The 14,504-nt window shown below is 74.2% G+C and carries 10 protein-coding genes; 5 read left to right on the top strand and 5 right to left on the bottom strand.

Features of this window, described 5'->3' with window-relative positions:
- Positions 1 to 21 precede the first annotated feature (21 nt).
- Positions 22 to 939 (bottom strand): DUF3152 domain-containing protein, encoded by a 918-nt coding sequence (locus tag ACN27J_RS24270; protein WP_421369795.1) that lies wholly within the window; start codon positions 937 to 939, stop codon positions 22 to 24.
- Positions 940 to 1,126: 187 nt separating this feature from the next.
- Positions 1,127 to 4,036 (bottom strand): hypothetical protein, encoded by a 2,910-nt coding sequence (locus tag ACN27J_RS24265; protein ID WP_421369793.1) that lies wholly within the window; start codon positions 4,034 to 4,036, stop codon positions 1,127 to 1,129.
- Positions 4,037 to 4,272: 236 nt separating this feature from the next.
- Between ACN27J_RS24265 and ACN27J_RS24260 the strand changes: the two genes are divergently transcribed.
- The 4 genes from ACN27J_RS24260 (at position 4,273) to ACN27J_RS24245 (ending at position 8,825) form a co-directional block, all read left to right on the top strand.
- Positions 4,273 to 4,911, top strand: coding sequence for a TetR/AcrR family transcriptional regulator (locus tag ACN27J_RS24260; RefSeq protein ID WP_278173588.1), 639 nt, complete (start codon positions 4,273 to 4,275; stop codon positions 4,909 to 4,911).
- Positions 4,912 to 4,977: 66 nt separating this feature from the next.
- The gene (locus ACN27J_RS24255; RefSeq protein ID WP_278173586.1) at positions 4,978 to 5,202 is read left to right on the top strand and encodes a DUF3107 domain-containing protein; all 225 of its coding nucleotides are present in this window, start codon (positions 4,978 to 4,980) and stop codon (positions 5,200 to 5,202) included.
- Positions 5,203 to 5,895: 693 nt separating this feature from the next.
- Entirely contained in the window at positions 5,896 to 7,620 is a 1,725-nt protein-coding gene (locus ACN27J_RS24250; RefSeq protein WP_421369791.1) for a DEAD/DEAH box helicase, read from the top strand.
- Positions 7,617 to 8,825 carry a class I SAM-dependent methyltransferase gene (locus tag ACN27J_RS24245; protein ID WP_421372429.1) on the top strand — a complete coding sequence of 403 codons (1,209 nt, stop codon included), beginning with the start codon at positions 7,617 to 7,619 and terminating at the stop codon, positions 8,823 to 8,825. The genes ACN27J_RS24250 and ACN27J_RS24245 overlap by 4 nt, the downstream gene beginning before the upstream one ends.
- On the opposite strand, the gene ACN27J_RS24240 is transcribed toward ACN27J_RS24245, so the two are convergent.
- Positions 8,812 to 9,711, bottom strand: a complete 900-nt coding sequence (locus tag ACN27J_RS24240; protein ID WP_421369789.1) for a hypothetical protein — start codon at positions 9,709 to 9,711, stop codon at positions 8,812 to 8,814. The genes ACN27J_RS24245 and ACN27J_RS24240 overlap by 14 nt on opposite strands.
- A gap of 251 nt (positions 9,712 to 9,962) precedes the next feature.
- Between ACN27J_RS24240 and ACN27J_RS24235 the strand changes: the two genes are divergently transcribed.
- Positions 9,963 to 10,928, top strand: coding sequence for an NlpC/P60 family protein (locus ACN27J_RS24235; protein WP_421369787.1), 966 nt, complete (start codon positions 9,963 to 9,965; stop codon positions 10,926 to 10,928).
- 50 nt (positions 10,929 to 10,978) lie between these two features.
- Here the strand turns inward: ACN27J_RS24235 and ACN27J_RS24230 are convergent, their stop codons facing one another.
- Together ACN27J_RS24230 and ACN27J_RS24225 are read right to left on the bottom strand one after the other, a co-directional pair.
- Positions 10,979 to 13,246 (bottom strand): RecQ family ATP-dependent DNA helicase, encoded by a 2,268-nt coding sequence (locus ACN27J_RS24230; protein WP_421369785.1) that lies wholly within the window; start codon positions 13,244 to 13,246, stop codon positions 10,979 to 10,981.
- 57 nt (positions 13,247 to 13,303) lie between these two features.
- Positions 13,304 to 14,428: a glycerophosphodiester phosphodiesterase gene (locus tag ACN27J_RS24225; protein ID WP_421369784.1), complete on the bottom strand. Its 1,125-nt coding sequence runs from the start codon at positions 14,426 to 14,428 to the stop codon at positions 13,304 to 13,306.
- Positions 14,429 to 14,504 lie beyond the last annotated feature (76 nt).

Here is a 14,504-nt window from a genome sequence, read left to right as displayed (position 1 = left end):
CCGATTAGCCGAGCGGACCGATCACAGTGGGGGACCGGAGTACTGCTTACCAGCCAGGAACGGCCACGGATTGGCCACACAGTCGTCGAGGAACAGGGTCTGCGGCATCATCACCGGGGCCGGTTCGCCCTCCCCCGGACAGCGCTCGTGACCGTGGCCCAGCTCGTGGCCGACTTCATGATTGATCACGTACGCCCGGTAGACGTCGAGCGGGACCTCGCCGCTGACGTAGTGGTCGACCGAGAACCGCCAGCGGTCCAGGTTGATGATCGCCTGGCCCTGCGCCCGACACGAGGTGTACGGCTCGCCGTCGACCCGGATGTCCACCCAGCCGGCCTGGCACATCCGGGCGGCGGTCTGCGCCGTGGCCAGGTAGACGGTGAAGTCGTGGCCGGCCTGGTCCGGCACCCGCTGCAGGCGCAGCTGACCGCCGCCGATCCAGCTCCGTTCGTCGGAGAGCAGCTTCTCCACCGCGTCACCGAACGCCTCGACGTCCTCCTCGGAGCCGATCTCCACGGCCACCCGGTAACGGCGCAGCGTGCCGGACCGACCGGCGATCTTCCCCTGCTTCGAGCTGAAATCGAACTCGCCGCTGCCGGCCGACGGCGCCGTGCCGGACAGCCGCAGCACCGGCGCGGGTGGCGCGGTGGTCGGCGGTGGGCCGGTCGTCGGGGGCGGTTCGACGCTGGGCGTCGCCGCCGTGGTGTCGCCGGGTGGCGCGGCCACCGCGTCCCGATCGCCGCCCACTCCGACCTTGGGCAACGCGAACCCGATCGCCGCCAGCCCGAGCACGGTCACCAGCGCCGCCGCCAGCACCGGCCACCGCAGCTGCCGTCGGCGGGTACGCGACGCGTCCCGCCGCTGCCGGCGGTGCGCCGACCGGCTCCGTGCCCCGGTCGGGTGGTCACGGCGTGTCGGGCGGGTACGGCGGTCAGACATCGCTGACCAGCGTGCCACAGCCGGCGCCGGTCCGGGCACCCCGGACCGGCGCGTCGATCCGGGTACCCCGTACCGCCGAATGGGCCACTGAGCGACCAGTCAGGCCGCCGGACGGTGCCGAGCAGGCCGCAGGTGCGTGCCGAGCAGGCCGCGGATACGTGCCGATCAGGCGCGGGGACCGTGCCGATCAGGCCAGCAGAGCGTCCAGTCGCCGGTTGACGGCGGCGAGTGTGGCTCTCACCACAGCCTGCCGCGGGTCCCCCGAGACGACCGCCGAACCGGCCAGCTGCTCCACCCAGCCACCGCAGGCGAGCAGTACGACGACCACCGCCACCTCGCAGCCGCCCATCGGCACCACGGCCGCGTGCTCGACGATGCACCGTCCCCGGTCCGCCGCGCCGGCCGGACCGGCCAACAGCTTCTCGATCGCCGAGGCGGCGGCCACCGCGCACAACCGCAGCACGTACCCGTCGACCGCCGGCCCGGTCGCCACACCGGACGTGGTCCGCTGGCCGGCGGTCAGTCGCACCTCGACGGTGGCGTCCACGCCGAACGTGCTGACCTGGACGTGGTCCAGCACGACCCGGGGGCCGGGCCGGCCACCCGGGTTCAGCGGCCGGGGCGGCCCGCTCTCCGGCGCGGTACCGGCCGGCTCCAGGCACGGCACAGCGGATGTCGCGGCGGCCGCACCCGCGTGCCGGGGCGGCGGATCCTCCTGGCCGGGGCGGGGACCCAGCGGCTGTCGGCGGCGGCGCGGTACGTCCGCCGGTTCCGGGGCGACCCAGCCGGGTATGCCGCCCGGCGCCGTCGGCGGCGGTGCCGTCAGGCCCGGCGGCCGACCCGGCGCCGGCAGGTCGGCGCGGCCGGGCAACGCCGGCAGCCCGTGGTCGGGTTCGACACCCGGCAGGTTCTGCGGGGCCGCCGCCAGGCCCATCCGTTCCTGGAGCAGCCGCGCCACCAACCGGCTCACCTCGGCCGGGTCGGCACCCTCGGACAGGTCGAGCCGGAGGCTGTGGGCACCGGCGTCGGTGGTCCGCAGCGAGGCGTCGCGGACTCCGCCGACGCCGCGTACCGCTGCCAGGATCGCTCCGACGTCGAAGCCTTCCGGCCGCTCCTGCGGCTGGTCGACGACGTCGCCGCGGCGCAGGTGGGACGCGATCCGCGCGAGTTCCGGCGTCTCCGCCGCGTGTTCGACCGGCGGCAGCTGCTGTGGCACGGTCGGCACGTCCGGGTCGGCGGGAACCCGCTGCGGCAACGCGTCCAGCGCGGCAGCCGCGATGGGGGTGGTGGACAGGTCCGCCGGATGTTCTACCGGCGGCAGCGCGCCACCGGCCGGCTCGGCGGTGACCGGTGCCCCAGGCGGCTCCGCAGGGACCGACGCGCCAGCCGGCCCGGACGCCGTCACCTCGCCCAGTTCGTCGTCCGCGCGGCGGGACACCGCCCGGCGGCGGGGCATCAGGTCGTCGGCATCCCCGCCGCTGTCGCCCTGGCCGGCCCGCCCCGGTCCGTACTGCCCGGCGGGAGCCGTCGGCTCGTACCGGGGCTGGCCACTGACCGGCCGGTACCCGGCGGCCTGGCCCAGGTCGGCCGGGCGGTCGGGGCGCCACGGCATCTCCTCCGGCACGGTCGGCGGATCTGGCATCGCCCAGCCCGACTCGCCGCCCGCCGCGCCCGGCCAGCCGCCGCGGTCGTCGCCGCCCCAGCTCGGTGGCGGCGGACCGGACCAGCCGCTGTCAGCCGTGGCGGTCCGATCGTCGGACCAGGCCGACGGCTCGGGGTCGTCCCGTTCCGCCGGGCCGCTCGGCCCACCGGCGGCCTCGGCCGCCCACCCCTGACCGCCGGATTCCGCAGCCGCCCAGCTCGAATCGGTCGGCCCATCCGTCCAGCCCGGCTCCGACGCCGACCAGTGCTGCCCGTACGACCAGTCCGGATCGCCGGCCGGGGGCCCGGAGGCCGACCCGGAGGCCGACCCCTGACCACGCTGGATCCGGTGGCCCGCCTCGTCGCCGGAGGGCCGGTCCCACGCGGCGGAGCTGGTCGGTCGTGGCCATTCACCGGTGGCGCTCTGTCGGTGCCACTGGTCTGCGGCCGGTGCGGCGCTGGTCGGAACCGGCCGTCGCCACTCGTCGGCGGCGCCGGGCCGGGGCCACTCGCCGGTCACCTGCCGGGACCACGGCCCGCCAGCACCTGGACCGGGCCATTCGCCGGTCGGCTGCCGGAGCGGACCGGCGTTGGACGGCTGCCCAGCAGGCTGCGGCGGTGTGGGGGCAAAGTCATCGGGTCGGGCAGGTGCGTCACGTCGGGCAGGTTCGTCACGTCCAGCTGCGTCCGCCGTACGGCCGGCGGGGCCGCCAGCAGACCGGTCGGCCGGCATACCCAGGGGGCCGGGCCGGTCGGGCGGGAGGTCAGGCCGCTCGGGCGGGAGGTCGGACTGCGCGGTGCGCTGCCGGTCGGGTTCGACCGAGCGGTCGTCGGGCTCGGACCGTTGCCCGCCGGGCCGACCGGTCGTCGGTGGTTGGAAGCCCGGTGGGGTGCCGGGGCGGGTCTGCCGGGCGGGCGACACCGGTGCCGCCGAGGCCACCGGCACCGCGCGCAGCGGCGCGGTCGGCACCACCCGGGCCGTCTCCTGCCAGCGGGGCGGCGGGTTGACCGGCGTCGGGGTCGGGCGTGGGTTGTCACCGCCCCGGCGCTCGGCGGGGCGGCCAGCTGCGGGTGGGTCGTCCGCGGGTCCGCCGGCTACCCGGCCGGTCGGCTCGTCGTCGGCTCGTCCGGTGTCCGCGCCGCCCGGCTGGATCGACTCACCGGCCGGCGCGGGGCGTGGGGTCGGTACGACGGTCTCGGCCGGCCCGGAGACCGGCCGGCCGTTGACGGCTGTGGCGCGGCCGTTGTCGGTGCTGCGGGAGCTGCGGGTGGCTGAGCCGCCGCGCGGCGTCCGGGTGAACGGCAGCACCTCGGCGTACCGGGACGGCGGGTCGGCCCAGTGCGGGCCGCTCACCGGTTCGTCGCGGGCGGCCCAGCCGGCACCGGCATGGTCGGCGTCCGGCCCGACCCCGGAGCCGTCCGACCACCGGGTCGGCGACCCCGTCCAACTGCCCATGCCCTGGTCACGACGGTCTCGCGGATCCGCTCCGCCGTCCTCTGGTCCCGGTGCAGCCCCGCGGGGTTCACCTGATTCGTCCACCGTGCGCTCCTCGGTCGCCCCCGCTGAGGCTACCGTGTGCTGACAGTGGCGATAAGTTGCAACGTCGGGCCAATTGACCGGCCAGGTGATATGCACTGATCGTTTCGTTTCTTCGCCGACCAGATGGCCGCGACCGGACTCGGAGGTTCGACATGACCGCTGCGTCGAGCGACGCACAGACAAGCGGCCGACCGGCCCGGATGCCGCGGTCCGCCCGCCGCAAGCAGCTGCTCGCCGCCGCCCAGGAGGTGTTCGTCGCACAGGGTTACCACGCGGCGGCGATGGACGACATCGCGGAGCGGGCCGGCGTGTCCAAGCCGGTGCTTTATCAGCATTTTCCGGGCAAGCTGGAGTTGTATCTGGCACTGCTCGACACGCACTGCGACGCCATAATCGCGAAGGTCGCCGCCGCGATGGCCGCGACCACCGACAACAAGGAACGGGTCAGCGGGGCGGTGCAGGCCTACTTCGACTTCGTCGACGAGGAGAGCGGCGCCTTCCGGCTGGTCTTCGACTCCGACCTGCGCAACGAACCGCTGGTACGGGCCCGGGTGGAACGCGTCGAACGCGAGTGCATCGCGTCGATCACCGACACCATCATCTCGGACACCGGGGTGAGTCGATCCCGGGCCGAACTGCTCGCCTCCGGGCTGGTCGGCGCGGCCGAGACCGCCGCCCAGTTCTGGCTGGCCGGTGGTCGACAGGTGCCCAAGGACGAAGCCGAGTCGTTGCTCGCCGCACTCTCCTGGCGGGGCATCGCCGGGTTCCCGCTGCAGGGTGAGGCATCCTGACCACAGCGCGTCCGCATCGGCTAACCTTCGCGTTGGCGTTGTTTTCGCCCACCTCAAGGAGGACCCGTGGAGGTCAAGATCGGCGTGCAGTACGCGCCGCGCGAGCTCGTTCTGGACAGTGCCCAGTCACCGGCTGAGATCGAGCAGATCGTGACCCAGGCAATCACGACCGAGGGGACTCTGTCACTCACCGACGAGCGCGGCCGGCGGGTCATCGTCCCGGTCAGCAAGATCGCGTACGTGGAGATCGCCGAGGCCGCTCCCCGCTCGGTCGGCTTCACCGTCCGCTGACCTGGCCGGACCGGCCCGAAGCCGCCAGGCCGGCTGCCGACTACCGGCCGCCAGCTCCCGGCTGCCGACTACCGGCCACCGACCGCACCGATCCGGATCGGTTCACCCTGATCCGGATCGGTCCGCCCAGATCACCCGCCAGATCGCCGCGCCGGTCGCGACTGCGGCTCGGCCGCGAAGCCGTCCGGCCGACACCGTCGACGACCGTGCCGTTCGTCACTGCCGCCGCGCCTGCACCACCCCGGCGGCGTGACAAGAACCACAGCTGAGTCGTCGGTCCGGCCACCGTCGCCGAGGATCTGCACGTCGACGCGGACCGTCAGCTACCATGGTCAGCAATGCTGCGGCCGTCGAGGATGCTCGAGCGGGGTTCGCGGCGCGCGTGCGGCCCGCGACCTGCTGATCGCGTGTGGCCAGCGCCGTCAATTGACGCACTGCGGCACGCCGCAGACAACGCGTCGCCCCGGCATCGCGACGGCACGTCGCAGCACCCGCACCGCACCGACGCGACGTCGGTGCCGACGACCATCGGACGCGCCGGCTCGGCGCGCCACACAACCGGAGCCCTTCCGGCACCGGCCACAACCGGCGCGCACCGTGCGCACCGCACAACCGGCGCCGTCGCGGCGCCGCATCCGACACGCGCCCTCAGGAACAGGCGGGGCGCACCACGAGAGGCACCCCCGACACCTGATGACTGACATTTTCGATCACAACGCCGGTGACGAGCCGGCGAAACGCCCACCGGCACGGCCGGACAGCCCCACCTTCGCCGACCTGGGCGCCCGCCCGGAGACGGTGACCGCTCTCGCCGAGGTCGGCATCGTCCACGCCTTCGCCATCCAGGAGTACGCCCTGCCGATCGCGCTGCGCGGCAGCGACCTGATCGGCCAGGCACCGACCGGGACCGGCAAGACGCTCGGCTTCGGCGTACCGCTCATCGACCGGGTGCTCGCGCCGGCCGAGGGCGGTGACGGCGTGCCGCAGGCACTCGTCGTCGTCCCGACCCGCGAGCTCGGCCTGCAGGTCGCCAAGGACCTGGCCGCCGCCGGCAGCACCCGGGGCGTGCGGGTGCTGCCGATCTACGGTGGCGTCGCGTACGAGCCGCAGATCGAGACGCTGCGCTCCGGCGTGGAGATCCTGGTCGGTACGCCGGGTCGGTTGATGGACCTGGCCAAGCAGAAGAAGCTGCGGCTGGACCGGATCCGGGCGCTGGTGCTGGACGAGGCCGACCGGATGCTCGATCTGGGCTTCCTCGACGACGTCGAGCGGATTCTGGCGATGCTGCCGGAGGACCGGCAGACGATGCTGTTCTCCGCCACCATGCCCGACCCGATCGTGGCCCTCTCCCGGCGGTTCCTGCGCCACCCGGTGACCATCCACGCCGGGCACACCACGGAGGCGGGCGTTCCCCCGCTGACCCGTCAGGTGGTCTACCGCACCCACCCGATGAACAAGATCGAGATCGTCGCCCGGATCCTGCAGGCCGAGGAGCGCGGGCTGACGATGATCTTCACGCGTACCAAGCGGGCGGCCGACCGGGTCGCCGAGGACCTGGACTTCCGTGGCTTCGCGGTGGCCGCCGTGCACGGCGACCTCGGCCAGGGAGCCCGGGAACGGGCGCTGCGCGCCTTCCGTACCGGAAAGATCGACATCCTGGTGGCCACCGACGTCGCCGCCCGCGGTCTGGACGTCTCCGGCGTCACCCACGTCATCAACTACGACTGCCCGGAGGACCAGGACACCTACACCCACCGGATCGGCCGTACCGGCCGGGCCGGCGCGACCGGGGTGGCGGTGACCTTCGTCGACTGGGAGGACATCACCCGGTGGCGAATCATCGACAAGACCCTCGGGCTGGAAATGCCCGAGCCGCCGGAGACGTACCACACATCCGAGCACCTCTACGCAGACCTGGGCATCTCCCGCGACGTCTCCGGCACGCTGCCCAGCGCCGACCGCACCCGGGCCGGGCTGTCCGCCGAGGTCGAGGAGGACCTCGGCGGCCGCAGTGCCGGCCGACGGCGGCGCGGTGACGGCGACGGCCGCGCCGAGCGCGGACCGCGCGGTGACAGCCGGGGCCGCCGGTCGTCGCGGTCGCGCCGTTCCGCCGCGCCGGACGACACCGACCGGTCCGCCGCCACCGCGACGACCGCCGGTGAGGACGATGCCCCGGCCAGCCGCCGGCCACGTCGGCGGCGGCGCGGCGGCCAGCTCGTCGACGGCGGTGCCGGCACCGACTCCGGTGCGGCGTCCACCGGCGGTACGGAGATCACGGCCGCCGCCACGTCGGACGGCGGCTCGGGCGGTTCGACGCGCCGCCGCCGGCGCCGCCGGGGTGGCTCAGGCGGAGCCGGCCGGGCCGACCAGGTCGGCGGAGCCGGCCGGGCCGACCAGGGCAGCGGCGGCGAAAACTGACTCGGTCCCTCGCCGACGCCCTCGACGACGTCCGGGCGCTGCTGCTCAGCCCGCAGCTCACCCGGGCAGTCGCCGCCGGGCGTCGGCGCAACGCCGCCCCGTCGGTCGTTCGGGCCGAGCTCCGGCCGGTCGCCCTGCGGGCCGGTACCCATCTGCAGATCGTCACCAACGACGGCACCCGGCCGGTGACCCGTAACCTGCCGCCGGGTGCCCCCGCCGAAGCAGCGATCGACCAGCTGCTCGCTGAGCCGTTCGGCAACTGGCACGTCGAGACCAGCACCAGCACGCTGCAGCTGCGGGTGACCAAGAAGGGCACGGCGCAGGTGCACCGGTCGACCGCCGACCGGGCCGACACCGGCCCCGGCGACCACGACCGGGCCAAGCGATACCTGCTGGATCCGGACGACCCGCTGTTCGCCGCGATCGGCGCCAACGCCGCGAAACGACGCCAGGTCGACGCGTTCCTGCGGGCACTCGCCGCCACCCTGCCCGACCCGCTGCCCGCCGGGCCGCTGCACGTCGTCGACCTGGGCTGCGGCAACGCCTACCTGACCTTCGCGGCCTACCGCTACCTGGTCGCCCGTGGCGCGCAGCCGGTGGTGACCGGCGTCGACGTCCGCGAGGACCAGCGGCGGCGCAACACCGCGCTGGCCGACCAGCTCGGCTGCGCCGGGCAGGTCCGGTTCGTCGCCGGCACGATCCGGCAGGCACCGGTCGAGCCGGCACCGGACCTGGTGCTGGCGTTGCACGCCTGCGACACCGCCACCGACGAGGCGCTGGCCCGCGCCGTCGACTGGCAGGCCCGGTGGGTGCTGGCCGCGCCCTGCTGCCACCACGACATCGCCGCCCAGCTGCGCCGGCTGCCGGCACCGCAGCCGTACGGGCCGCTGGTCTCCGCCGGCATCCTGCGAGAACGGTTCGCCGACGTGCTCACCGACACGCTGCGGGCGACCCTGCTCCGGGCGTACGGCTACCGGGTGGACGTGGTCGAGTTCATCGACTCCCAGCACACGCCGCGCAACCTGCTGCTGCGGGCCCGGCGCGGCGGCGTACCGGACCGGCGCGAGCAGCACCGGGCCTACCGGGCGCTGGTCGACCAGTGGGCGGTGACCCCCCGGCTGCAGACCCTGCTGCCGGCGCCGCCGGACGCCGCCGGGGCGGTGGTACCCGACGCCGCCGGGGCGGCCGTGGTCAGTCGACCGTGACGGTGAACTCGGCGGTGTGCACCTCGCCGGCCACCTGGAAGTCCAGGAACAGCCGGTAGTCTCCGGGGCTCGGGGCGGTCAGCCAGAACTTCACCGCGCCGTCGACCAGCTCGGCCTCCGGATGCACGTGCAGGTAGCCGAGGTCGCCGTCGCGCAGCGCGACCAGATGCCCGTACGCGCCGAGATAGGGCTCCAGCGTCGGGGCCTGGCCGGCCCGGCTCACCTCGAACAGCAGCGGCGTAACCACCCCGCGCTGCGCGACCCCACGCATCCGTACGGTGAAATCGTTCACCTCGGCGGTGTCGGCGGCGGCCGGCAGGTCGGCCGGCAGATACTCGCCGGCCACCACGAGGTCGACGCCGAGCGTCAACGCGACCGGCGTACCGTCGGGGTCGCGCAAGGTGAAGTCGGTGTAGAGCCGCCAGATGCCGGCGGTGGCCAGCCGGACCGCGACGCTCCAGGTGCCGTCCGATGCCATCGTCGGGTGCAGGTGCTGGTAGCCGGTCAGATCCCGGCGGGCGATGATCAGGTGCATCGGCTTGTCGTGCACCACGTCGAAGGCGGTGACCGGCCGCTGATCGGCGTCGACGATCTGGAAGCGCAGGTCGACCTGGTCGCCGATCGGCAGTTGCCGCCGCACCGGCACCAGGGTGTAGCCGCCGACACTGACCGACAGGCCGGACACCTGGTCGCGGCCGTCACCGCCGTCACCGCCGTCGGTGCCGCCGCCGTGCACATGCGGGGTGGTCCCGGGCGGGTGGGTGTGGTCGGCCGCGCCGGCCGCGTACTGGGTGCCGATGCTGGTCGGTGCGGTCGCCGCCCGGCCCAGGGCGAACCCGGCGAGCATCGCGAGCACGACGGCAGCGACCCCGGTCGCCAGCCGCACGGTGGACGTCCCCGGCCCCGCCGGGTCTGCCCGATCCGTCGACTCAGCCGGCTCTGTCGGCCCCGCCGGCCCCGCCGGGTCTGTCGGCCCCGTCGGATCGCCGGCACCGGTCACTGTTTCTCCCACCTCGCCGACGGTAGTCGCTACCGGCCGGCAACGCCTCGGCCGGGTCGTCGGCTGGTCGTCGGCTGGATCGTCGGCCGTGGCTTCCGCAACGCACCGTCGTTGTACCATCCGTGACCGTTAATAGCTTGGCAAGTAGGGCAGCCGCCCTCGTCACCGCTGTAACCGCCACGTTGCTGCCGGCTCCAGCCCAGGCGCAGGCCTCGATCGCCGAGTTGAATCGGCGGATCGACCAGGCGGCCCACCAGTTGGAGACGGTGGTCGAGCAGTACAACGAGATCCGGCTGGACCTGCGCCACAATCAGGAACGCGCTGGTGGACTCAGCGAGACGATCATCGAACTGGACCGGCAGCTCGCGGTCCGACACGATCAGGTCGGCCAACTCGCGGCCAGCAACTACCGGGTGAACGGTGCCCGACCCGTCGCCACCCTGCTGTCCACCGCGTCGGCGGAACACTTCGTCGACCAGCTGCTCATCGCCGACGTGATCAACCGCGACAACGAGCGGACGATCGCCGGGCTGCGCGACACCCGGGACCGCAGCGAAGCGGCCCGCCGGGCGGCGAACGCGCTGATCGAGCAGCAGTTGCTGCAGCAGGAGCAGCTGTCCGCGACGCAGCGGCAGATCGAGTCGGACATCCGGGCGCTGACCGAGCTGCGGGACCGCCAGCAGGCGCTGCTGGACCGGTCCGGCGCCGCCGCCGCCGACCGCAGCCCGGCCGACCCACTGCCCGAGGCGGCGACCGGCAGTGCGGCCAGCGTCGTCGCCTTCGCCCACACCCAGCTCGGCAAGCCGTACCGGTGGGGGTCGGCCGGGCCGCACTCGTACGACTGCTCCGGGCTGACCTCGGCGGCCTGGGCGACGGCCGGGGTGCGGCTGCCGCACAACGCCCGCCGCCAGTTCGGCACCGTCACCCGGATCGGCCGCGCCCAGCTCCGCCCCGGTGACCTGGTCTTCTTCTACAGCAACGTGCAGCACGTCGGGATCTACATCGGGGCCGACCAGATGATCCACGCGCCGCGACACGGTGAAGTGGTCCGCGTCGACCGGATCGACCGGATGCCGATCAAGGGCTACGGCCGGCCGGGCTGACTCGGATCAGGCTGACCGGGGCCGGGCGACCCCGTATCGCTCGGACCGGGTCAGTTCGTGGTGGCGAGGGCGAACGGCAGCACCGCCGGGGCACCGGAGCGCCGCAGCAGCCGGGCCACGGCGGTCAACGTCCAGCCGGTGTCGACCAGGTCGTCAACCAGCAGCACCGGGCCGGTCAGCCCGGACAACGCCGCGGCCAGCTCCGGCGGCGCGGCGAAGGCGTCGTGCACGGTACGGACCCGTTGGGCGCTGTTGCCCCGGCCCTGAGTCGACGGCGGCTCGGCCCAGGCCGGCTCGACCGAGCCGAGCAGCGGCAGCCGACCGACCTCGGCGATCCGTCGGGCGGTGCTGGCGACCAGCTCCGGGCGGGTCCGGGAGGCGACCGCCACCACCCCGACCGGTCGGGCCGGCCACGGTTGGGCGCCGCGCGCCCACTCGCGGAGCACGTCGATCACCGCACCAGCGACGTCGGCCGGCAGCGCGGTGTCCGGCCGGCCGGCGGCGAGCAGGTCCCGCAGCCGGCTGCCCCAGCCCAGGTCGGACAGCCGCCCGACGGCCCGGCCGGGCAGTGCCTGCTCGTCGGGGCCGATCTTGCCGCGCAGCGGTACGCCGACCGCCTCCAGCCCGGTCGGCCAGAGCTTCTTCGGGGGGATCTCCACTCCGGCCCGGCCGAGGAAGGTCTCGGCGGCGCGCAACGCGTCCGGGCTCACCTCGGACGGCAGCCACCCGCCGGCGCACCGGTCGCAGCGCCCGCACGGCTGGGCCTGCGGGTCGTCCAGGCAGTGGCGGAGGAACTCCATCCGGCAGCCGGGGCGGCCGGCCGGCGGGGCGGTGGCGGCCGGTACCGCGTACTCCTGCATGATCTGCTGTTCGGCGGTGCGCGCCTGGGCCACCCGGTGCAGCCGGGCGGCGTCGTAGTGCCACGGCTCGCCGGTGGCGACCCAGCCGCCGCGCACCCGGCGCACCGCGCCGTCCACGTCTAGCACCTTGAGCATCAGTTCGAGCCGGGTGCGCCGCAGGTCGACGATCGGTTCCAGGGCCTGGGTGGACAGCGGACGACCGGCGTTTTCGAGGGCGGCGAGCACCGAGCGCACCTGTTCCTCGCGGGGGAAGGCCAGTGACGCGAAGTACCGCCAGATCGCCTGGTCCTCGGGGCCGGGCAGCAGCACCACGTCGGCGTACCGGTCACCGTCCAGTGCCCGGCCGGCCCGGCCCACCTGCTGGTAGTAGGCGATCGGTGACGGCGGCGCGCCGAGGTGCACCACGAAGCCGAGGTCCGGCTTGTCGAAGCCCATGCCGAGCGCCGACGTCGCCACCAGGGCTTTGATCTTGTTGTCCAGCAGGTCCTGTTCGGCGGCGCGGCGTTGCGCGTCGTCGGACTGGCCGCTGTACGCGGCGACGGCGTAGCCCCGGGAGCGCAGGAACTCGGCGGTCTCGGCGGCGGCCGCGACGGTGAGTGTGTAGACGATGCCGGAGCCGGGCAGCGTGTCCAGGTGGTCGGCGAGCCAGCCGAGCCGGTGCGCGGTGCCGGGCAGGTCGAGCACGGCCAGCCGCAGCGACTGGCGGTCCAGCGGACCGCGCAGCACCAGCGTGTCGCCGAGCCTGCCGGCCCCGCCCTCGCTGGTGTCGCCGAGCTGTTCGGCGACGTCGTCGGTGACCCGGGTGTTTGCGGTCGCGGTGGTGGCCAGCACCGGCGTCCCGGGGCGCAGCTCGCGCAGGAAGGTCCGGATCCGCCGGTAGTCGGGGCGGAAGTCGTGCCCCCAGTCCGACACGCAGTGCGCCTCGTCGATGACCAGCAGGCCGGTGGTGGCGGCCAGGCTGGGCAGCACGTTGTCCCGGAAGTCCGGGTTGTTCAGCCGCTCCGGGCTGATCAGCAGTACGTCGACCGCGCCGGCCCGGATCTCCGCGCTGACGGTGTCCCACTCGTCGAGGTTGGCGGAGTTGATCGTGCGGGCCTGGATGCCGGCCCGTTCGGCGGCGGCCACCTGGTTGCGCATCAACGCCAGCAGCGGCGAGACGATCACCGTCGGCCCGGCCGGTGCGGTCGGCACCGGCCCGGCCGGGGTGGCCGGGTCGGCGCCGGACGAGCCGGTGCCGGTGCCGGACGAGCCGGCGCGCAGCAGCGCGGTGGCGATGAAGTAGACCGCCGACTTGCCCCACCCGGTGCGCTGTACGCAGAGCACCCGCCGCCGGTCGACGACCAGCGCCTCGATGGCCCGCCACTGGTCGTCGCGCAACGTCGCGTCCGGCCCGGCCAGCCGGTGCAGCGTCTGCTCGGCGCGGTCGCGCAACTCGGCCCGGTCCGGCGTAACGGTCATGGGGTGGACCGTAACAAGGACCGGCGGAACCGACCGACCGGCGGCCCCGGGCCGGGCTCAGCGGGTGGCGGCGCGGACCGCCACGGCGGTGTCCGGATGGTCGGCGAACAGTCCGTCCAACCCGAGTCCGTAGAACAGCTCGTACTCTGCGGTGATGTCGCCCCGGGCGGCCGGGTCGGCACCGATGCGATGGTCGGTCGGCAGGAACTGGTTCTCCGCCCGGAACGTCCAGGCGTGCACCGCCAGCCGGGCCCGGTGGGCGTCGCGGATCAGCGAGGTCGGGGCCAGCAGCGCACCGTCGGCGTCGCGCGGCACGATCAGGTCCTTGGTGGGCCCGATGGCGTCGGCGTACCGGCTGATCCAGGCGAGCCCGTCCGGGGTGGCCAGGTCGGCGTAGCCGCGCGGGTCACCGGCCACGACGAAGTCGTACGGCCGGCCGCTGCCGCCGAGCAGCTGCACCAGCCGCACGTCGGTCATCCGGCTCAGCTTGCGCAGGTTGGCCGTCTCGAAGGACTGGATGAACACCGCGTCGGTACGCCGGGTCAGCTTGTTGCGTCGCAGCGTGTCGACCAGCGGCTCCTCCAGGGGCAGCCCGATCGACTGGAAGTAGGTGGGGTGCTTGGTCTCCGGGTAGATGCCGATGGTTCGGCCCAGCCGCCGGCTCTGCGACCGGGCCAGGTCGATGACCTCCTGCAGGGTCGGCACCGTGAACTCACCGTCGAACGCAGTGTTGGTCGGCCGGACCTGCGGCAGTCGCTCCACGGCCCGCAGGGTACGCAGCTCGGCCAGGGTGAAGTCCTCGGTGAACCAGCCGGTGACGGATCGCCCGTCGATGGTCTTGGTGGCCCGCCGGTCGGCGAACTCGGCGCGGTCGGCGACGTCGGTGGTGCCGGAGATCTCGTTCTCGTGCCGGGCGACCAGCACCCCGTCGGCGGTCGACACCAGGTCGGGCTCGATGTAGTCGGCGCCTTGGCGGATCGCCAGCCGGTACGCCTCCAGGGTGTGCTCCGGCCGGTAGCCGCTGGCCCCTCGGTGCGCGATGACCAGTGGTTTCGGCTCGGCCTGCGGCTCGCCGCGAGTCGCCGGGTCGGTGGCGGTGGCGGTGGCGGCGGCGGCGGACGGGATCGCCATGGTGGCCAGCAGGGTGCCGGCGAGCAGCATGATCGGCAGAGTACGCGACAACGTCGTCTCCTCACAGGGGTTCCCGGGGGCACGGTCGGGCGTCAGTGAAGACGTCCCAGGCGACGGGCGGGAGACC

Origin of the sequence: Solwaraspora sp. WMMB762, assembly GCF_049179115.1 — a bacterium.
Classification (GTDB): Bacteria; Actinomycetota; Actinomycetes; order Mycobacteriales; family Micromonosporaceae; genus Micromonospora_E.
Note: the sequence above shows the minus strand (reverse complement) of the source record. Positions and strands in the feature narration are given on the sequence as shown.